A 19776-nucleotide genomic window follows, 5' to 3' on the forward strand; every position below is an offset into this window, starting at 1 on the left:
TACCCGACAGCAGCTCGTAACCGCGATACTGAACAGTGGACGGTCCCGGTGGGCCGTCGACCGGCCACTTTCGGTCACCGCCGCGCCGGCGTGACGCGCCCGGCCGGCTCACTCGGCTCGGATCGTCCCGGGAGGTTGGCATCGCCGCCCACTGTGTCCAGTGCGGCCGACGCACTGCACCCGACGACCGCTTCTGCGGTGGCTGCGGTGCGGAACTGGCCCTCACCTGCGAGCACTGCGACCGGCCGCTCGCCTCGGACGCGGCCTTCTGCACCGGCTGCGGCCGGGCCCGGTCGAACCGCGAGGCGCACCCGACGGTCCGGGTCGGCGGCTCCGCCCCGACCACCCCGGGGCAGGAGGACCGCCGCCGGGTCAGCGTCCTCTTCGTCGACCTGATCGACTTCACCCCGTACGTCGAACAGTCCGATCCGGAACTGGTCCGGGGGTTGCAGACCGGCTTCTTCTCCGCCGCCCGCCGGGTGATCGGCCAGTACGGCGGGGTGGTGGAGAAGTACATCGGGGATGCGGTGATGGCGCTCTTCGGTGCGCCGGTCGCGACCGAGACCGACGCGCTGCGCTGCGTCCGGGCCGGGTTGGAGCTGCAACGGGTGCTGGCCCGCTTCGCTCCGGTGGGGGCCGACGGACTCCGCTTCCGGGTCGGGGTGGCCACCGGCGAGGCGCTGGTGGACGTGGCCGCCGCACACCACGGCGGTCAGGCCATCGTGGCCGGGGACGTGGTCAACACCGCCTCGCGCATGCAGTCGGTCGCCCCGCCCGGCGGCGTGCTGGTCTGCGGTACGACGTACGGGCTCACCCGGGGTGCGATCCGCTACGAGCAGCAGCCGGCGGTCACCCTCAAGGGGCGCTCGTCGCCGACCGAGGTGTGGCTGGCCCTCGGCGCGGCCCAGCGGCGGGCGCCGGACCGGGAACCCGACGCCACTCCCCTGATCGACCGGGAACACGAACTGGGCCTGCTGGTCAACGCGCTGGACCGGGCGACCCGGGAGCGGATGCCGCAGCTGGTGACGGTGTTCGGCCGCGCCGGGATCGGCAAGAGCCGACTGGTCCGGGAACTGTACCGGCACACCCGGGCCGGCGCGGACGCGTCGCTGACCTGGCGTACCGGTCGGTGCCCGCCGTTCGGCGAGAACGTCACGTTCGCCGCGCTGGCGGACATCGTCAAGTCCGAGGCCGGCATCCTCGACACCGACCCGGCCACGGCCGCCGCGCCCCGCCTGCGGGCCGCGGTGGCCGACCTGGTCGGGCCGGGCGAGGCGGACCGGCTGGTGGACGCGCTGCGCCCGCTGGTCGGCCTGCCGGGGCCGACGCTGCCGGCCGAGGAGACCCAGTCCGCGTGGCGACGGTTCCTGCTGGCCCTGGCCGCCCGCCGGCCCACCGTGCTGGTCTTCGAGGACCTGCACTGGGCCGACGAGAAGATGCTGCGCCTGGTCGAGCTGCTCGGGGCCTCCGCGCGGGACGTGCCGCTGCTGGTGCTCGGCACCGCCCGGCCCGAGCTGATCACCCGGGACCCCACCTGGGCGGGCACCATCGCCGGGTCGCTGACCATCACCCTGCCGCCGCTGCGCCCGAGCGGGATCACCTCGCTGTACGCGCACCTGTTCGGCCAGTCCGCCTTCTCCCCCGACCTGATCAACCCGCTGGTCGAGGTCGCCGACGGCAACCCGCTCTACGCGCACGAGTACGTGCGGATGCTGATCGAGCAGGGCTTCCTGCGCCAGTCCGGGCGGGGCTGGCTGTTGAAGAAGCGGGACGGGCTACCGATCCCGGACAACGTGCACGCGGTGATCGCCAACCGGGTCGACCTGCTCGACCCGGCCGACCGGGCGGTGCTGCTGGCCGCCTCGGTGGTCGGCAGCCAGTTCTGGCCCGGTGCGGTCGCCGCCGCGCTCGGGCAGCCGGTCGAGGCGGTGGAGCGGGCGTTGCGCCGGCTGGGGCAGCGGGACTTCGTCGTCGAGCTGCCCGCCTCCACCATGGCCGGGCAGGCCGAGTACCAGTTCCGGCACATCCTGGTCCGGGACGTCTGCTACCAGCGGCTGCCCCGCACCGAGCGGGTCGCCCGGCACGAGCGGACCGCCGACTGGATCGACGCGCTGGCCCGGGGGCGGGACACCGACCTGGCCGAGGTGCTGGCCAACCACCGCTGGGCGGCGCACGAGATCGCCCGTACCCTCGGGCTGGACACCGTCCGGTACGCCGCGGCGGCGCGCGAGGCGCTGCACCGGGCGGCGCGGCGCGCGTACACCCTGCACGCCCTGGACGCGGCGGCGCACCACACGGCCCGGGCGCTCGGCCTGGCCGACGGCGCCGACCCGGTGGACCGGCTCCAGTTGGAGCTGCTCGGCGCGGAGATCTCGTTCTTCCGCGACGGCGCGGCGTTCCTCGACGCCGGCGGCACCGAGACCCTCACCGACCTGGCCGAGCGGCTCTTCACGCACGGCGACGTCGGCTGTGCCGCCCGGGCGTGGACGCTGCTCGGTCGCGCGGCGTGGATCCGCGCCGACCGGGACACCGCGCTGGGCCGGCTGGCCCGGGCGGTCCAGCTGTTCGAGGGGCTGCCCGACACCGAGCAGAAGGCGGACGCCTACGCCGAGCTGGGGCGGCTGCACATGCTCAACAACGAGAGCGCGGAGGCGGTGGCGGCGGCCAGCACCGCCGCCGGGATCGCCGAGCGCCTCGGGCTGGTGGAGGCCCGGGTGGACGCCCAGATCACCGCCGCCACGGCCCGCTACCAGGCCGGTGACCGGACCGGGGTGGACGAGCTGCACGCGGCGTTCGAGACCGCGCGGGCGCAGCGGCTGCTCGCCCTGCCCCGGGCGATGCAGAACCTCGCCTACGTGGTCTGCGAGGAGGGCGACTGGGTCCGCTCCAACGAGCTGCTCACCGAGGCGGTGGAGCTGTCCGGCTCCCCCGGGCTGACCACCGGGTACTCCGGCGAGGCGATGCGGGCGTACTTCGAGGGCGAGTTCAAGGCGCTGCTGGCCGCCGCGGACGCCTTCGTGGACACCCCGACCGGCCGGTGGGACATGCAGGTCCGCGGGCTGCGCGCCTGCCTGCGGATCCTCCGGGACGAGCCGGTGCCCGGCGAACGGGGCGGGTCCGGGGCGGGCGAGCGGGGCGGCCGGCCGGGCGGACCGGGGCCGGTGCTGACCGCGGTCGACCCCCAGGCACCCCGGCCGGCCGACGACGTCAGCGACGCGCTGGACACCGCCCGGCGCAGCGGATTCCGGCGGCTGCACTGGACCACGCTCGGCATCAGCGCGCTCTGCCGGGCGTTGCAGGGACGCACCGGCGAGGCCGGGGAACTGCTGGCGGAGCTGGACGACTCGTGGTCGGCCGTGCCGGCGCTGCTCAGCGGTGAGTGGATCGCGGCGGCGGCGTACGCGGCGGTGCTCTGCGGACGGGACACGGCCGTGCGGGTGCGCGGGATGCTGGACCGCGCTCCGCACCGGACGCCGTGGACCGACGCCGCGCGGCAGACCGTGACCGCGGCGCTGGCCGCGACCGACGGCGACCACGGTCGGGCCGGCCAGCTCTACGGTGCCGCCGCCGAGCTGTACGGGCGGATCCCGGCGGTGACCGACCGGATGCTGGCCCTCGCCCTCGCCGCGAAGGAGCTGGAGCGGGCGGGCGACCCGGCGGGTGCGGTCACCGTCCTGGGTGAGGTGCGCGCGTTCGCGCTGCGCAACCGCGCGCCCGGCCTGCTCCGCCTCGGCGACCCGGCCCGCCCCACCTACTCCTCCCCCACCCTCGCCTGCTGACCCCACCCGCCCCCTGCGGGACGGGGTGGGTCAGGCGGGGACGGGGGTCGGCTGCTGGTTCTTGATCTTCTGGGCGTAGATGTCGACGTACTCGCGGCCGGAGAGTTCCATCAGCTCGTACATGATCTCGTCGGTGACCGCGCGCTCGACGAAGCGGTCACCGGCCAGGCCGGCGTACCGGGAGAAGTCGAGCGGGGCGCCGAAGCGGATCTTCACCTGGGCGACCTTGGGCAGGAGCTTGCCCGGGGGCTGGATCTCGTCCAGGTTGAGCATGACCACCGGCACCACCGGGGCGCCGCTCTCCAGGGCCAGCCGCGCCACGCCGGTCTTGCCCCGGTAGAGCCGACCGTCCGGCGAGCGGGTGCCCTCCGGGTAGATGCCGGCGACGCCGCCGGCCCGGAGTATCGCGAGCTGCGCGTCCAGCGCCGCCTGCGCGGCCCGGCCGCCGGAGCGGTCGATCGGCAGGGTGCCGGTGCCGACGAAGAAGAGCCGGGTCAGCCAACCCTTGATCCCCTTGCCGGTGAAGTACTCGGCCTTGGCGACGAAGGTCACCTTCCGGGGGACGATCAACGGCAGGAAGATCGAGTCCGAGAAGGAGAGGTGGTTGCTGGCCAGGATCACCGGCCCGGTGGCGGGCAGGTGCGCGAAGCCCTCGACGTGAGGTCGGAAGATCAGCCTCAGCCAGGGACCGAGGATGACGTACTTCATCAGCCAGTACAGCACCGGTGTCCTTCCCGAAGGGGTCCGTGGCGGCACGCCGGGCGTCCGACGTGAACGCCGGGCGTCGACCGAGGGGCCACGAACTGTCGGCCCTGAGCCTACGAACCGGAAGCCAGGGCCCACAACGCGCGCCCCACAACCTTCGGGGACAGGTAGGTCACACCGGGTTTCCCGGCCCGCCGCATGCTCGCACGTCCCGCACAAACAGACAAAATTCCATGGCCGCGACCTGCGGCGGTGTCGTTGACTTTCGGCAACGCGCCACAACGCACTCCCGGAACCGGGGGCGGACGTGTCACGATTCAGGACACGGCGTGCGGGCGGGGGCGCCGGAGGACCTGCGCCGTCAGGCGCGAGGAGGAGGACGCCGGTGTCAGCGGGTGGGGCACGCCGGGGACGGCGGGACAACGGGCTCGACGCGAGCGAATACGCCGTCGCGGGCGACGTGGATCCACGTGTCGGTGAGCACCTGCTCGACGTGCTCGCCGCGGGCGGCATCGCCGCCTACCTGCAACCCTCGGCCGACCTGAACCCGGTGACCCGGACGACCACCGTGCCCGCCCGCCCGGTGGACCGGCTCTACGTCGACCGCTCCCACCTGACCACCGCCCGGGACTACCTCACCCAGCTCAGCGACGAGGGCGTCAGCGGGCAGACCCGCCCCGGCGAGCCCGACGTGGAGGCCGAGTGGGCCCGGATCGTGGCCGGTTTCCACCGCGCCCCGACGCCCGGTCCCTCGCCCTGGCCGGCCGCCGAGGAGCTGGACGACACCCCGGAGAGACCGGGCGGCGCGCTCGGTCGTACCGAGGAGGGCACCGGCCCGACCGTCACCGGTGTCCGCCCGCTCCCGTCCGCCACCGACATCTCCGGCGTCTCGGTCGGACGGCGACGGCCCGACGAGCCCTCCCTGCTCGACGGCCTGGACACCTTCGGCGCGGACCTGCCCGACGGTCCGGACGACGAGGGCTACACCCCGCCGCCGCCCCCGCCGCTCCCCCCGGTCTCCAAGTACGCCGTGGCCGGCGTGCTGGCCGTCGTGGTCGGGTTCGTGCTCTTCCTCTTCCCGTCGGTCCTGCCGGTGGACCGCGCGGTGGTGACCCTGCTCGGCTTCACCGGTATCCTCGCCGGCTTCGTCACGTTGATCTGGCGACTGCGTCCCGGCGACTCGGAGGACCACGACCCGGACGACGGCGCGGTCGTCTGATCGGTTCGGTCCCTGACCCGGTTCCGCCCCGGCTGTCCGGATGGCGGGACATCCGGCACCCGGCCGCGGGAAGTAACAGCGGTGTAACTTACGGTCAGTAGGAATACGGTTGTAACGTCACGTCCCCTCGCTGACTGCCCGGTTCCTCCCCACGCGGGCGGTCGACCCCTCGGCAGATCGGAACGACCGAGATGCGACAGAGTTCCCTCGTGGTGATGGCCAACCGCCTTCCCATCGACGACAGCGTGGCGCCCGATGGTGCATGCGAGTGGCGCCGCAGCCCCGGCGGCCTGGTGAGCGCCCTGCACCCGCTGCTGAAACACACCCCCGCGACCTGGATCGGCTGGGCCGGCGGCACCGGTCCGGCGCCCGCCCTGCCCGACGTGGACGGCGTCCGGCTGCACACCGTCCCCCTCACCCCGGAGGACTTCCGGGACCACTACGAGGGCTTCGCGAACGCCACCCTCTGGCCGCTCTACCACGACGCGGTCGAGCAGCCCGAGCACCACCGGCGCTGGTGGGAGGCGTACCAGCGGGTCAACCGGCGGTTCGCCGAGGCCGCCGCCGAGGTGGCCGAGCCGGGCGGCGTGGCCTGGGTGCAGGACTACCACCTGCAACTGGTGCCCGCGCTGCTCCGCGAACTCCGCCCCGACCTGCGGATCGGGTTCTTCCTGCACGTGCCGTTCCCGCCGCCCGAGCTGTTCATGCAACTCCCCCGCCGGGCCGAACTGCTGCGCGGGATGCTCGGCGCGGACCTGGTCGGTTTCCAGCGCGCGCAGGCCGCGCACAACTTCGCGCAACTGGTCGCGAAGGTCTTCGGCGTGCCCGCCACCGACCGGCAGATCGAGGTGGACGGCCGCACGGTGCGGGTGGGCGCCTTCCCGGTCTCCATCGACACCGCCGAGATGGCGGCGCTGGCCACCCGGCCGGACGTGGTGGCCCGGGCCGACCAGCTCCGCAAGGATCTCGGCGACCCGGAACACGTGATCCTCAGCGTCGACCGGATGGACTACACCAAGGGCATCGAGCACCGGCTCAAGGCGTACAGCGAGTTGATCGCCAGCGGGCACGTCAAGGTCCGGGACACGGTCATGGTGCAGGTCGCCGTGCCCAGCCGGGAGCGGGTCGGGCAGTACCAGATCCTCCGGGACCGGGTCGAACGCGAGGTCGGGCGGATCAACGGCGAGTTCGGCCGGGTCGGCGAGCCGGCGATCCACTACCTCACCCAGCCCTTCGACCGGGCCGAGCTGGCCGCCCTCTACCGGATGGCGGACGTGATGGCGGTGACCCCGCTGCGGGACGGGATGAACCTGGTCGCCAAGGAGTACGTCGCCGCCCGGGTGGACGACTCCGGCGCGTTGCTGCTCAGCGAGTTCGCCGGAGCGGCGGCGGAGATGCCCGAGGCGTACCTGGTCAACCCGCACGACCTGGAGGGGCTCAAGCAGGGGCTGCTGGCGGCGTTGCAGGCCGACCCGGCGGACGCGGCCGCCCGGATGCGCGCGATGCGTGCGCACCTGCACCGGTACGACATCCGGTCCTGGGTCCGCTCCTACCTCAGCACACTGGACGGGACCGGCTCCGTGCCGCACGAGTTGACCACCGACTGAGCGGACGGGCGGCGCCCCTCACACCGGCACGACGGCGTGGGTCGGGTCCTTCACCAGCCAGTCGAGGATCGCGTCGATCGGCTCCCGCCACCGCGCGTCCAGCATCAGGTCGTGCCCCATACCGGGGAAGAGCAGCGGGGCCGAGCCGTACCGGCGGGCGGTACGGGTCAGCGCCGCCGCCGGGACCACCCGGTCGTCCGGGCTGCCGAGCACCAGCACCGGCGGGCGGCCCACCGCCGGTTCGAGCGCTCCGGGGAAGAGCAGCCGCCACTGCGCACGTCGACCGGCCCGGCCCAGCCGGGCCAGGTGGGTCCGGGCGACGGTCTCCGGCAGCTCCGGGCTGAACAACTGCCGCTGGTTGAGCCGCAGCCGGCCACCCCAGACGGCGGGGAGCGTGCCGACCGGGTTGCGGCGCAGCGCCGCGCCGAGCGTGCCCCAGCCACCGAAGACCGGTGCGACCAGCACCCCGGCCCGCGCCGGGTAGCGGGCCAGCGCGTGCGCCACCACCAGCGCCCCCGCGCCGTGCCCCACCAGCACCGCCTGGCGCGGCAGCTCCGCCGCCACCTGGACGACGTCGTGGGCGTACGCCCGCAGCGACGCCTCCGGCGCCGGTTCGCTGCCTCCGTGCCCGCGCAGGCTCACCGCGTACGCCGGGAAGCCCCGGGAGGCGGCGTGCTCCAGCCAGTGCTCGGCGAACGCCCACGCCCCGTGACCGAAACCCGGGACGAAGAGCAGCGGCGGCCGCCCCTGCTCCGGCTCGGGCAGCGCGCTGAGCACCTCCCGGCGGGCGGGGCGCACCGGCCGGGCCCACTCCCGACCCCGGACGATCCGCAGCCGCTCCCCACTCATCGGGACCACCTTCCGTTCACGACTGCGGGGCTCGCAAGCTCACTCCTCGCGCTCACCGAACCCACCCTTCGTTCACGACTGCGGGGCTCGCAAGCTCACTCCTCGCGCTCACCGGACTGTCTCCAACGTGGCCAGGGCGCGCTGGACGGCGCGCAGGTAGTCGACGTGTCCCACCTCGAACCAGTGCCGGCTGCTGTCCTCGACCCGGCCGGAGTAGCGCTTCCCGGCCCCGGCGGCGACCGCCGCGGCGAACGCCTCCGCCCGCTCCGGGCGGTACTGGCGCAGCAGCAGCAGTCGGGCGACGAGCACCGCCTGCCAGTGCGAGATCGGGAAGAGCCCCGAGTCCGGCTGGACCAGCCCGACGACGGCGAGCGTCGGGTGGTTCCGGGGGAAGGCGTTCAGGTGGAGCGTGGGTCGTCCGACGCCGGCCTCGTCGCCGAGGATCCGCGCGTCGAGGAACTCGAAACGGGGCAGGTAGCCGGTGGCGAAGACGACCAGGTCCGGATCGATCTGGCGGCCGTCGGCCAGTTCCACCGCGTACGGGTGGAAGCGCCGGACGTCCGGCGTGGGGGTGATCCGGCCGTGGCCGACGTAGTAGACCAGCTGGCTGTTGGCGATGGGATGGGTCTCGTAGACCCGGTGGTCGGGCCGGGGCAGCCCGAAGCGGGTCAGGTCACCGACGGTCAGCCGCAACGTCCGGTGGTAGAGCCACTGCCGCACGCGCAGGGGCACCCGCAGCGCGAGCAGCAGATCGTTGACCTGGTCGGCGGGGCGACCGAGGACGTACTTCGGCGCGTACCAGTAGCCGCGCCGGGTGGAGTGCCAACAGGTGGCGGCCTGCTGGGCGGCCTCCACCGCGATGTCGCAACCGGTGTTGCCGGCGCCCACCACCAACACCCGCTTGCCCCGCAGCTGGGCCGGGTCCTTGTACGCCGAGGCGTGCATCGTCTCGCCCCGGAACTCGGCCAGCCCCTCGTACTCCGGCAGCTTCGGCGACCAGTTGTGGCCGTTGGCGACGACGACGGCGGCGTACCGGGAGGTGCGCTCCGGGCCGTACCCGCCGGTGCTGCGGGTGGTCACGTCCCAGCGGTCCCCGGCGACCGGCTCGACCCGGACCACCTCGGTACCGAACCAGATGTGCTGGCGCAGGTCGAAGTGGTCGGCGTACCGCTCGAAGTACGCCAGCAGCTGACTGTGGTGGGGGTAGTCCGGCCACGAGTCGGGCATCGGGAAGTCGGGGAACTGGGTGAACGGCCGCGACGAGATCAGGTGGGTGCTCGCGTAGACCGGACTGCGGTCGTGCCGCCAGTTCCACGCGCCGCCGACGCCGGTCTCCCGCTCGTAGCAGTCGACGCCGAAGCCGTGCTCCTTCAGGTTCTTCACCGTGGTGAGGCCGCTGGCCCCGGCGCCGATCACACAGACCGTGTCGCCGCGGTCGGAGACCGGACGACCGTCGGAGGTGAGGGCGAGGGTGGCCGAGGGGTCGTCGGGACCGCCGTGCTCGGTGGGGGTGGACACCGGGTATCTCTCCTTGGGGGAACGCGTAAGCGTGCCGGGTCGCCGCCGAATCCTCTCCACTTCGGAGAGTGTTTGTCCAGCCCTGGCCGGTGAACCGGTCAGTCGGTGACCGGCAGCAGCAGGTCCACCAGGACGGGGAAGTGGTCACTGGCACGGCGGGTCTGCGGGGTGTCGACCACGTCGTAGTCGACCACCGTGATCCGGGGATCGACGAAGAGCGCGTCGATCCGGCGGCGCGGCTCCGCGCAGGAGTAGGTGAGCCGGTCGGCCCGGTCGGCGGCGACGGCCGCGTCGGTCAACCCGTCGGCGATCGTCCGCCAGGCGGCGCCGCCCGGCCCCTCGTTGAGATCCGCCCCGACCAGCACCGGCCACCGCGCCGCGTCGACCTCCTCGCGGAACAGGACCGCCTGGGCCGGGCGTTCCGCCGGATCGGTCGACAGGTGGGTGCCGGCCACCACGAAGCGGGCCCCGCCGACCGCGCACTCGGCGAACGCCGCGCCGCGCAGGTGCCGGTCGGGGGTGAGCGGGAACCGCTGGCAACTGGTGGCGTGCACGCGTACCCGCAGACTGGTCAGCAGCAGGTTGCCCAGTGCCGGCAGCCCACCGGCACCCACCACCAGGCCGAACGACTCGGCCAGGGCGGCGCACTTACGTCGCCAGCGGAACCGGCGCGGCCCCTCCTGCACGATCACCACGTCCGGGCGGGCGGCCCGGACCACCTCCGCCAGCGCGGCCGTGTCGTCCCGCTGGGTGTGGATGTTGTACGACACCACCCGTAACGGCACGCCCCCCATCAGATCCGCCGGGCCAGGTCGGCGGCGCCGATGACGCCGGCGGTGTTACCCAGTTCGGCGGGACGCACCTCGGCCACCGGGAGACGGCTCCGCTGGGCGAGCGCATCGGCGAACGACCGCCGGGTCGGCCCGAGCAGCAGGTCACCGGCCTCGATCACGCCGCCACCGACGACCAGCACCTGCGGGTCGAGGATCTGGGCCATGTCGGCGAGGCTGGTACCCAGCCAGCGCCCGATCTGGGCGAACGCCTCGGAGGAGACCGGGTCGCCCCCCTGCGCGGCGGCGGTGACCATCGGACCGGTGATCGACTCGGCGTCCCCGCCGGCCAGGGTGAGCAGTGCGGCGGCGCGCTGCGGCTCCTGCCGCGCACCGGCCCGGGCGAAGCGGACCAGCGCGTTGCCGCTGGCGTACTGCTCGATGCAGCCGAGCCGGCCGCAGCCGCACTGGTGGCCGTCCGGCACGGTGAGCATGTGCCCCAGTTCGGCGGCGATGCCGTGGGCACCCCGGACCAGCTCACCGCCGAGCACGATGCCGCCTCCGACGCCGGTGCCGATGGTGAACATGACCATCGAGTCCTCGGCGTGGCGGGCGGCGCCGTAGCGGAACTCCGCCCAGGCGGCCACGTTGGCGTCGTTCTCCACGATCACCGGCAGGCCGACCGCGGCGCTGACGTACGCCCGCAGCGGCTCGTCCCGCCAGGCCAGGTTCGGGGCGAACAGCACGGTGGACCGGGTGGCGTCGATCCAGCCGGCCGCGCCGATGCCCACGCCCGTGATCTGGCGTCCGGCGGCCAGCTCGGTGACCACCTCGATGATGACGTCCCGGGTCTTGCCCACGTCCTCGGCGGGGGTGTCCCGTCGGGTCTGCACCAGTACCCGGCCGGTGTCGTCGACCACACCGCCGGCCACCTTGGTGCCACCGACGTCGACTCCGATGGTCAGCGTCACCGCCGCCACTCCCCTCTGCTGTGCTGCCCGGACCACCGGCCGGTGGCCGGTGGCGGGATGTCGTGGGTCAGGCCCCGTCGCCTGGTGGAGCCCCGTCCACACCATCGGGTGCGCGCGACGCGGGCACCACGGGACGCCCGGCCGGGGCTGACGCCGGGTCGACCCCGGCCGGCCCGGCGGCGTCGACGGGCGGTTCGGCGACGGACGGGCTCGCCTCGTCCTCCGCGCGGGTCGCGGCGGACCAGACGTCCCGCGCGGGCGCCGGTTGGGAATCATGCCCGGTACGGGTGGCCTCGCGCCACACCTGATCATCGGCGGCCGGGCCCGGCTCGGGGGTGGTGGTCGCCGGCGGCTCGGGGGCGAACGCCCGGAGCAGGCTCGCGACACCGGCGGCCAGGTCACCCGCGCCGGTGGCCAGGCGCTCGGCGAACTCGGGACTGGGGTCGCGCAGGGCACGCATCGCGCGACAGACCGGGCAGACGTCGCATTCGGCCCCACCGGTGGCGAAGCCGTGCGGAGCGCCGGCCCCGGCGGCACCGCCCGGGGCGCCACCGGCCCCGGCTCGCCCACTGTGACCGAGGACACCGGCGAGCATCCCACCGAGCGGACCCCACGACCCGGTCGACGAGCCGGCCGCCGCCAGGCGCGCGGTGGCCAGCACGGTGGCGACCAACCGCTCCGCCTCTTCCCGGGCCGAACCCGGATCGGTGCCTCCCATGTTCGGCTCCTCTACCCCGGCGACACCGCGCCGGTCGGATCAGCGGGTCGCACCGGGTGCTTCTACCCGGTGCTTCAACTGCTTCAACGCCGTGTCCATGATCATTTTCTCGGCCTTGCGCCGGAACATCCCGAGCATGCCCACCGAGAGCTCCACCTCCAGGGTGTAGGTCACCGTGGAGGTGCCGTCGGGGTTGCCGACCACGTCGTACGAGCCACGCTGGGCGCGCTGCATCCGGGACGGGGCCACCAGGTGCCACTCGATCCGGGAGAGGTCCTCGGCGTACTCGTAGGCCAGCACGTACTCGTCGGCCATCACCTGGGCGTCGATGGTGAACCGGACCTGGCTGGCGTAACCGTCCTCGTACTCCTCGACCACCTCGGCCCGGCGCACCGCCTCGGTCCACTCGGGGTAGCGGGCGAAGTCGCAGATGACGGCGACCACCCGGTCCGGGGGCGCGTCGATGGTGATCGACTGGGTGGAGGAGTCCGCCATGGGGGGAGGCTACCCGGCCGGGCCCGATCCCGCCCCGGTCCACCCCCGCGAACCCGGTCCACCGGGTGACCGGGGGATGCGGGTAGGTTTCGACGAGGCCGTCCATCTGCGCCGGCCCCACCGTTGCGAGCACGAGGAGTGCAGGTGCGCGAGTTCTCCGTTCCGCCGGTCGTCACCGTCGGCGACGCGGCCAACCTCACCGATCCGGTCTGGGCGAACGCCGACGCCGCACCGGACGCGGTGCAGTTCGCGCGCCAGGTGCCGACCGCCGACGGGACGGGCCGGGCCTGGACGGACGTCACCTGCCGGCAGTTCCGCGACGAGGTGGTCGCGGTGGCCCGGGGCCTGGTCGCGGCCGGCATCACCCGGGGCTCCCGGGTCGGGCTGATGAGCCGCACCCGGTACGAGTGGACCCTGCTGGACTACGCCATCTGGGCGGCCGGCGCGGTGACCGTGCCGATCTACGAGACCTCCAGCCCCGAGCAGGCCGCCTGGATCCTGGCCGACTCCGGCGCGGTCGCCTGCGTGGTGGAGACCACCGCGCACGCCACCCTGGTCGCCGGGGTCGCCGACCGGCTCCCCGAGCTGGACCGGGTCTGGCAGATCGACCTCGGCGCGGTGGACGAGCTGGTCACCCTGGGCGCGCCGGTCGACCCCCGGGAGATCGAACGGCTCCGCAAGGAGGTCCGCGCCGACGACGTCGCCACCATCATCTACACCAGCGGCACCACCGGCCGGCCCAAGGGCTGCGTGCTCACCCACCGCAACATGTACGCCGACATCGCCAACGCGGTGCCGGTGCTGCCGAACCTGTTCAACGCCGGCGCGTCGACCCTGCTCTTCCTCCCCCTGGCGCACGCCTTCGCCCGGCTCGTCCAGATCGGCATGGTGCACGCCCGGGCCACCATGGCGCACTGCGCCGACACCACCAACCTGGTCGCGGAGTTGCAGGAGTTCCGCCCGACCTTCGTGCTCTCGGTGCCCCGCGTCTTCGAGAAGGTCTACAACGGGGCCCGGCAGAAGGCCCAGGCCGAGGGGAAGGGCGGCATCTTCGACCGGGCCGAGGCGGTGGCGATCGCCTGGAGCGAGGCACAGGACCGCCCCGGCGGGCCCGGGCTGCGGCTGCGGGTGCAGCACGCGCTCTTCGACCGGCTGGTCTACCGGAAGCTGCGCGCCGCGCTCGGCGGGCGCTGCCGGGACGCCATCTCCGGCGGCGCTCCGCTCGGCGCCCGCCTCGGGCACTTCTTCCGGGGCATCGGGGTGACGATCCTCGAGGGCTACGGCCTCACCGAGACCTCCCCGGCCGCCGCCGCCAACCTGCCCGACGCCACCCGGATCGGCTCGGTCGGACGACCGCTGCCCGGGGTCACCGTCCGCATCGCCGACGACGGCGAGATCCTCATCGCCGGTGACCTGGTGTTCCAGGGGTACTGGCGCAACGAGGCGGCGACCGCCGAGGTGCTCGTCGACGGCTGGTTCCGCAGCGGCGACCTGGGCCGGCTCGACGCCGACGGGTACCTCACCATCACCGGTCGCAAGAAGGAGATCATCGTGACCGCCGGCGGCAAGAACGTCGCCCCCGCCGTCCTGGAGGACCAGGTGCGCGCGCATCCACTGGTCAGCCAGTGCGTGGTGGTCGGCGACCGGCAACCGTTCATCGCCGCGCTGGTCACCCTCGACGAGGAGGCGCTGCCGAAGTGGCGCGAGGCGGCCGGCCTGCCGGCCACCGCGACCGTCGACGAACTACGGGGGCACGAGGCGCTGCGCGCCGAGATCCAGGGCGCGGTCGACGCGGCCAACCAGACCGTGTCGAAGGCCGAGGCGATCAAGGTGTTCCGGATCCTTCCGCGCGACTTCAGCGAGGCCACCGGGGAGCTGACCCCGTCGCTGAAGGTGAAGCGCAACGTCGTGCACGAGACGTACGCGGCCGACATCGCCGACATCTACGCCCGCTGACTACGATCCGTCACGTGTCCGCCTCCACAGCCACCCGGCTCCAGCCGCACCCGCTGGCCGTCACCGCCCGCGTGGTCATGCTCGCGCTGGTCGCCGTCCTCACCCTGGTCCGTACCCGGGAGGTCGACCAGCTCTGGTGGATCGCCCTGCTCGCCCTGGCCGGTGTGCCGGCCCTGCTCGCCCCGGGCGACCGGCGGCTCGGCCTGCTCAGCCGCGCCGCCGAGGTGGTCGTGCTGGGGCTGGCCGCCAGTCAGGTCGCCGCGGCCGACACCGTCAACGGTCCGATCGGCGGGCTCGGCGCCTCGGCGGTGCTGCCCTACCTGGCCGTACCGGTCACCGTGACCGCGCTGCGCCGCCAGTTCCGCGAGGGTGCGGCACTGCTCGGGGTCACCGCGGCCACGCTGGTGGTCAGCGGGGCGCTGACCGAGGTCGGCGGGGAACGTCAACTCGGCCAGCTCGGCTATCTGGTGGTCTGCGCGCAGTGGCTGATCCTGGCCGGGCTCGGGCTCTACGCGGCCAGCACCCTGCACCGGGTGATGGCCGTCCGCACCCAGGTCAAACCCCAGCCCCAGCCGTACGCCGAGGCGACCCGGCTGCTGACCCAGCTGCGCAGCGTCGCCCGGCAGCTCCCCGGCGCCACCCTGGACCCGGGGGGCATCTCCGAGCACCTGCTGGAGGAGCTGCGCACGATGACCCGAGCCGACCGGGCCGCGGTGCTCTCCGCCAGCGGCGGTGGCCGGCTGGTGGTGCTCGCCCAGGTGGGCGTGGAGCGGGTGGACTGGGAGACCACGCTCGACGCCGACTCGGCGATCGCCGACGCCTGGGCCAGCCAGCAGCCACAGACCGCCAACCGGTCGCAGTCCCGGTCGCACCGGGGCGGGGACGTCTCCGCGTTGATCGTGCCGCTGGTCGCCGGGGTCCGGACGGTCGGGCTGGTGGCCCTGGAGGCGGACGTGGCGCAGGCGTACCCGGCCCCGGTGGTGGACCGGGTGACCGCGCTGACCCGCCCGGCGGCGCTGCGGCTGGAGGCGGCGCTGCTCTTCGACGAGGTGCGCTCGCTGGCCACCAACGAGGAACGGCAACGTCTCGCCCGGGAGATCCACGACGGGGTCGCCCAGGAACTGGTGATGGTCGGCTACGGCATCGACAACGCCCTGGCCACCGTGCACGACGACGCCGAGGAGACCGCCGAGAGCCTGCGCACGCTGCGCGGTGAGGTGACCCGGGTGATCCAGGAGCTGCGGCTGAGCCTGTTCGAGCTGCGCAGCGAGGTGGACCGGCACGGCGGGCTGGCCGCGGCGATCGCCGAGTACGCCCGTACCGTCGGTGCCTCCGGCGGGCTGCGGGTGCACCTCTCGCTGGACGAGTCGACCGCCCGGCTGCCCGCCGCCACCGAGGCCGAACTGTTGCGCATCGCCCAGGAGGCGGTGACCAACGCCCGTAAGCACGCCGGAGCGACCAACCTCTGGGTCACCTGTGAGGTGGATCCTCCGTACGCGCAGATCGAAGTGTCGGATGACGGTCAGGGAATGGCCGACCAGCGCCCGGACGGGCGGTACGGCCTTGCGATCATGGCGGAGAGGGCGGAACGTATCCGGGGCCGGTTGGAGATCCGGCCGCGCCAGCCCAGTGGCACGACGGTGGCGGTGGTTCTCGGCACCTCGCCCCGACGCGATAACGTGCGCGGTAGCGCGACCGCAGGAGAAGGGGAGTAACCCGAGGATGACCACCAGTCCGATTCCGGCCACCCGTACCAAGGTCCTCCTTGTGGACGATCATGACCTGATCCGCAAGGGCCTGCGGCACGCCTTCGAGCGGGACCGGCAGTTCGAGGTCGTCGGTGAGGCCGCCACCGCCGCCGAGGGGGTCCGGCAGGCCGGTGCGCTCCAGCCCGACGTGGTGATCATGGATCTGCGCCTGCCCGACGGGAGTGGTCTGGAGGCGACCCGGGCACTGCGCAAGTCCAGCGCGACGATGGGCATCGTGGTGCTCACCATGTACGCCGGTGACGACCAGCTCTTCGGGGCCCTGGAGGCCGGGGCGAGCGCGTTCGTGCCGAAGACCGCGCCGGCCGACGAGGTGGTGGCCGCCGCCCGGCACGCCGCCTCCTCCCCCAGTGCCTTCACCGCCGCCGACCTCGCCGAGGCGATGAAGCGCCGGCTCGCCCCGTCCGGTCCGCAGCTCTCGCCCCGGGAGGGTCAGGTGCTCCGGCTCCTGGCCGACGGGATGAGCGTCGCCGGCATCGCCAAGCAGCTCTTCGTCAGCGAGTCCACGGCGAAGACGCACATCTCGAAGCTCTACGAGAAGCTCGGTGCCGCCAACCGCGCCCAGGCCCTGATGACCGCCCTGCGGCTGGGTCTGCTGGAGGCTCCGGACGCGCCCAAGTTCTGAGGCCACTCGTCGACCGGGAGGTCCACGTCCGCCCGAGGTGGTGGACGCGGGCCTCCCGGTGACTTTCCGGCGCGGCGAACATGAACCCGATTTGCCGCAGTCTGGTCACTCGGGCGGTGAACGGGCAGAATACCCGGGTGGCCCACGGGGGCGACCGTTGTCGTGTACGTGTCAAAAGGGGTATGGCAATGCGGCCGGACTGGGCACCCGACACCATCGACGTCGAACGCCCCAGCGTGGCCCGTATGTACGACTACTACCTCGGCGGGTCACACAACTTCGCCGCCGACCGGGCCGCCGCCGGGGCGATGATGGCCGCCGTCCCGGAGGCTCCGCTGATGGCCCAGGCCAACCGGGCGTTCCTGCGGCGGGCTGTGCACTTCCTGGCCGAGTCGGGCGTACGGCAGTTCCTCGACATCGGGTCGGGCATCCCGACCGTCGGCAACGTGCACGAGGTCGCCCAGCGGGTCGCGGCGGACTCCCGGGTGGTCTACGTCGACGTCGACCCGGTGGCGGTCGCCCACAGCCGGGAGATCCTCGCCCGCAACGACCGGGCCGTCGTGTTCCAGGAGGACCTGCGCCGACCGGAGCGGATCCTGGACCATCCCGACCTGCACGCCCTGCTCGACCTCTCCGAGCCGGTCGCCCTGATGATCGTCGCCGTGCTGCACTTCGTCGCGGACGACGACCGGCCGGCGGAGATCCTGCGTACCCTCCGGGACGCCCTCGTCCCGGGCAGCTACCTGGTCCTCTCCCAGGCCAGTGACATCGGCCAGTACGGCGACGCCCGGGCCGACGCGGAGCGGGTCTACCGCAACACCGACAACCCGCTCATCCTCCGCGACCGCGCCGAGCTGACCGGGTTCTTCGACGGGTTCGAGCTGGTCGAACCGGGCCTGGTGTGGGTGCCGGCGTGGCGGCCGGAGTTCCCCGAGCACGCCGAGGACGCCGCCCGGTCGGGCTTCCTGGGCGGGGTGGGGCGGCTCGGTGGGTGAGCCGACACCGGAGGCGGGATCCCACCCGTGTCCCGGTTCCTTCGCCCGCGCCTGGGCCAGGGCGGTCTCCGGCACGAGCTACCTGCCGATGACGCAGGAACAGCTGGAGGTCTTCCTCCAGCGGCTCACCGACCGGCTCGCCGCCGCGCTGCGCGCCGAACCCTTCGACCCTCGCGTCGGTCACCAGGTGGGGATCGACCTGGTGACCGCGCACATCGCCTCGGCCGAGGGGCTCGGTCGGACCATCGAGGTCATCCAGCTCCGGCTGCTGCACGACCTCGGGCTGGTCGCCGACGACGCCGAGGACCGGCTGGCCCGGCTGCTGGCGACCGTCGCCACCGGGTACGCCCGCGCCCTGCGGGACCGGACGCTCGACGCCCAGGAGTCGCTTCGCCGGGCCGCCATGGTGGCCCGGGCAGAGGCCGAGCGGGCGCTCCGGGAGAGCGAGGCGCGGTTCCGGCACCAGGCGACCCACGACCCGCTGACCGGCCTGCCGAACCGCACCTTGTTCACCGAGCGCCTGGCGACGGCGATCAGCCGGCCGGGGCGCGACGGCCAGCGGGTCGGGCTCTGCTTCCTCGACCTGGACCGTTTCAAGGTCGTCAACGACACGCTCGGCCACCAGGTCGGCGACTCGCTGCTGGTCTCGGTGGGCCGGCGACTGCGCGAGGCGGTCGGTGACCACCTGGTGGCCCGGCTCGGTGGTGACGAGTTCGTGATCCTCGTCGAGCGGACCACCGGCACCGAGGACGTGGTCCGGGTCGCCGAGGCGGCGCTGCACGGGATCAACCGCCCCGCCCTGGTGGACGGACACGAGCTGACCATCTCGGCCAGTATCGGCATCGTCGAGCGTCCGGTGGCCGGCACCACCCCGAGCGACCTGATGCGGGCCGCCGACAGCACCCTGCACTGGGCGAAGGGAGCCGGCGGGGGTCGCTGGGAACTCTTCGACGTCGACCGCAACCGTCAGGAGCTGGCCCGGTACGCGCTCTCCGCCGCCATCCCGACCGCGCTGGAGCGGGGCGAGTTCTACCTGGACTACCAGCCCCTGACCTCGCTGCACGACGGCACCGTGGTCGGGGCCGAGGCGCTCGTCCGGTGGCATCACCCCGAGCTGGGCGAACTGCGGCCGGACCGCTTCATCGGGCTGGCCGAGGAGACCGGCCTGATCGTCCCGCTCGGCGGCTGGGTGCTCGCCGACGCGGCCCGGGAGGCGGAGGGATGGCCGCCGGGCGGCCGGCCGCGCGCGCCGTTCGTCAGCGTCAACCTGGCGGTCCGCCAGGTGCACGGTCCGGGCCTGGTACGGCAGGTGCGCGACCTGCTGGAGGACACCGGCCTGCCACCGGAACGACTCCAGTTGGAGATCACCGAGAGCGCCATGATGAGCACCACCGGGGAACCGGTGCACGCGCTGCGGACGCTCGCCGACGCCGGCGTCCGGATCGCCATCGACGACTTCGGCACCGGCTACTCCAACCTGGCGTACCTGCGCGACCTGCCGGTGACCGAGCTGAAGATCGCCGGGAACTTCGTCGCCGGGTTACGGGACACCCCGGTCGACCCGGCCAGCCACACCGACGAGCGGATCCTCGCCTCGCTGGTGGCGCTGGCGCACGCGCTGGACCTCACCGTCACCGCCGAGGGGGTGGAGACGGCCGCGCAGGCCGAGCGGCTGCGGGCGATCGGGTGCGACGCGGCCCAGGGCTGGCACTTCGGCCGGCCCGGTCCGGCCGGGCAGATCCTCGACCTGCTGCACCGCGAACGGCAGGTCGCGCCCACCGTCATCGCCGCACCCCGCTAGGC

At 73.7% G+C, this 19776-nt stretch carries 15 protein-coding genes; 8 read left to right on the top strand and 7 right to left on the bottom strand.

What is annotated here, in order from left to right:
- The first annotated feature begins 35 nt into the window (after nucleotides 1–35).
- Nucleotides 36–3779, top strand: a complete 3744-nt coding sequence (locus IGA62_RS03735) for an ATP-binding protein (protein ID WP_232624866.1) — start codon at nucleotides 36–38, stop codon at nucleotides 3777–3779.
- Nucleotides 3780–3809: 30 nt separating this feature from the next.
- Here the strand turns inward: IGA62_RS03735 and IGA62_RS03740 are convergent, their stop codons facing one another.
- Entirely contained in the window at nucleotides 3810–4502 is a 693-nt protein-coding gene (locus tag IGA62_RS03740) for a lysophospholipid acyltransferase family protein (RefSeq protein WP_145816233.1), read from the bottom strand.
- Nucleotides 4503–4869: 367 nt separating this feature from the next.
- Here IGA62_RS03740 and IGA62_RS03745 point away from each other — a divergent pair, with 367 nt between their 5' ends.
- Both IGA62_RS03745 and IGA62_RS03750 read left to right on the top strand, forming a co-directional pair.
- Entirely contained in the window at nucleotides 4870–5703 is an 834-nt protein-coding gene (locus IGA62_RS03745) for a DUF308 domain-containing protein (RefSeq protein ID WP_145816232.1), read from the top strand.
- A 191-nt stretch (nucleotides 5704–5894) separates the two neighbouring features.
- A complete protein-coding gene (locus IGA62_RS03750) occupies nucleotides 5895–7310 on the top strand; it encodes an alpha,alpha-trehalose-phosphate synthase (UDP-forming) (RefSeq protein ID WP_190289253.1) in 1416 nt (471 codons plus the stop codon).
- Between the two features lie 18 nt (nucleotides 7311–7328).
- Here the strand turns inward: IGA62_RS03750 and IGA62_RS03755 are convergent, their stop codons facing one another.
- The 6 genes from IGA62_RS03755 to IGA62_RS03780 all read right to left on the bottom strand — a co-directional run bounded on the left by IGA62_RS03755 (nucleotide 7329) and on the right by IGA62_RS03780 (nucleotide 12631).
- On the bottom strand, nucleotides 7329–8159 hold the full coding sequence (locus tag IGA62_RS03755; RefSeq protein ID WP_145816231.1) for an alpha/beta hydrolase: 831 nt from the start codon (nucleotides 8157–8159) through the stop codon (nucleotides 7329–7331).
- 108 nt (nucleotides 8160–8267) lie between these two features.
- Entirely contained in the window at nucleotides 8268–9677 is a 1410-nt protein-coding gene (locus IGA62_RS03760; protein WP_145816230.1) for a flavin-containing monooxygenase, read from the bottom strand.
- Between the two features lie 98 nt (nucleotides 9678–9775).
- Nucleotides 9776–10471: an endonuclease/exonuclease/phosphatase family protein gene (locus IGA62_RS03765; RefSeq protein ID WP_145816229.1), complete on the bottom strand. Its 696-nt coding sequence runs from the start codon at nucleotides 10469–10471 to the stop codon at nucleotides 9776–9778.
- A complete protein-coding gene (locus IGA62_RS03770; protein WP_091463353.1) occupies nucleotides 10471–11418 on the bottom strand; it encodes an ROK family glucokinase in 948 nt (315 codons plus the stop codon). Before IGA62_RS03770 ends, IGA62_RS03765 begins: the two co-directional genes overlap by 1 nt.
- A 67-nt stretch (nucleotides 11419–11485) precedes the next feature.
- Nucleotides 11486–12136, bottom strand: a complete 651-nt coding sequence (locus IGA62_RS03775; RefSeq protein WP_145816228.1) for a hypothetical protein — start codon at nucleotides 12134–12136, stop codon at nucleotides 11486–11488.
- A gap of 39 nt (nucleotides 12137–12175) precedes the next feature.
- Nucleotides 12176–12631 carry an SRPBCC family protein gene (locus IGA62_RS03780; protein ID WP_145816227.1) on the bottom strand — a complete coding sequence of 152 codons (456 nt, stop codon included), beginning with the start codon at nucleotides 12629–12631 and terminating at the stop codon, nucleotides 12176–12178.
- A gap of 144 nt (nucleotides 12632–12775) precedes the next feature.
- Here IGA62_RS03780 and IGA62_RS03785 point away from each other — a divergent pair, with 144 nt between their 5' ends.
- The 5 genes from IGA62_RS03785 (at nucleotide 12776) to IGA62_RS03805 (ending at nucleotide 19774) form a co-directional block, all read left to right on the top strand.
- The gene (locus IGA62_RS03785; RefSeq protein WP_145816226.1) at nucleotides 12776–14587 is read left to right on the top strand and encodes an AMP-dependent synthetase/ligase; all 1812 of its coding nucleotides are present in this window, start codon (nucleotides 12776–12778) and stop codon (nucleotides 14585–14587) included.
- Nucleotides 14588–14664: 77 nt separating this feature from the next.
- On the top strand, nucleotides 14665–16302 hold the full coding sequence (locus tag IGA62_RS03790; RefSeq protein WP_377464421.1) for a sensor histidine kinase: 1638 nt from the start codon (nucleotides 14665–14667) through the stop codon (nucleotides 16300–16302).
- A gap of 7 nt (nucleotides 16303–16309) precedes the next feature.
- Nucleotides 16310–16978, top strand: a complete 669-nt coding sequence (locus IGA62_RS03795; RefSeq protein WP_088982832.1) for a response regulator transcription factor — start codon at nucleotides 16310–16312, stop codon at nucleotides 16976–16978.
- A gap of 188 nt (nucleotides 16979–17166) precedes the next feature.
- Nucleotides 17167–17973 (top strand): SAM-dependent methyltransferase, encoded by an 807-nt coding sequence (locus IGA62_RS03800; RefSeq protein ID WP_145821819.1) that lies wholly within the window; start codon nucleotides 17167–17169, stop codon nucleotides 17971–17973.
- 88 nt (nucleotides 17974–18061) lie between these two features.
- Entirely contained in the window at nucleotides 18062–19774 is a 1713-nt protein-coding gene (locus IGA62_RS03805) for a putative bifunctional diguanylate cyclase/phosphodiesterase (protein ID WP_145821818.1), read from the top strand.
- The last annotated feature ends 2 nt before the right edge of the window (nucleotides 19775–19776 follow it).

The sequence above is a fragment of the Micromonospora sagamiensis genome (assembly GCF_014680085.1).
Classification (GTDB): domain Bacteria; phylum Actinomycetota; class Actinomycetes; order Mycobacteriales; family Micromonosporaceae; genus Micromonospora; species Micromonospora inyonensis.

Coding starts and splice junctions, on each gene's coding strand:
- IGA62_RS03750 (WP_190289253.1), top strand. CDS start 5,895: ATGCGACAGAGTTCCCTCGTGGTGATGGCCAACCGCCTTCCCATCGAC.
- IGA62_RS03755 (WP_145816231.1), bottom strand. CDS start 8,159: ATGAGTGGGGAGCGGCTGCGGATCGTCCGGGGTCGGGAGTGGGCCCGG.
- IGA62_RS03765 (WP_145816229.1), bottom strand. CDS start 10,471: ATGGGGGGCGTGCCGTTACGGGTGGTGTCGTACAACATCCACACCCAG.
- IGA62_RS03775 (WP_145816228.1), bottom strand. CDS start 12,136: ATGGGAGGCACCGATCCGGGTTCGGCCCGGGAAGAGGCGGAGCGGTTG.
- IGA62_RS03780 (WP_145816227.1), bottom strand. CDS start 12,631: ATGGCGGACTCCTCCACCCAGTCGATCACCATCGACGCGCCCCCGGAC.
- IGA62_RS03790 (WP_377464421.1), top strand. CDS start 14,665: ATGCTCGCGCTGGTCGCCGTCCTCACCCTGGTCCGTACCCGGGAGGTC.
- IGA62_RS03795 (WP_088982832.1), top strand. CDS start 16,310: ATGACCACCAGTCCGATTCCGGCCACCCGTACCAAGGTCCTCCTTGTG.
- IGA62_RS03800 (WP_145821819.1), top strand. CDS start 17,167: ATGCGGCCGGACTGGGCACCCGACACCATCGACGTCGAACGCCCCAGC.
- IGA62_RS03805 (WP_145821818.1), top strand. CDS start 18,062: ATGACGCAGGAACAGCTGGAGGTCTTCCTCCAGCGGCTCACCGACCGG.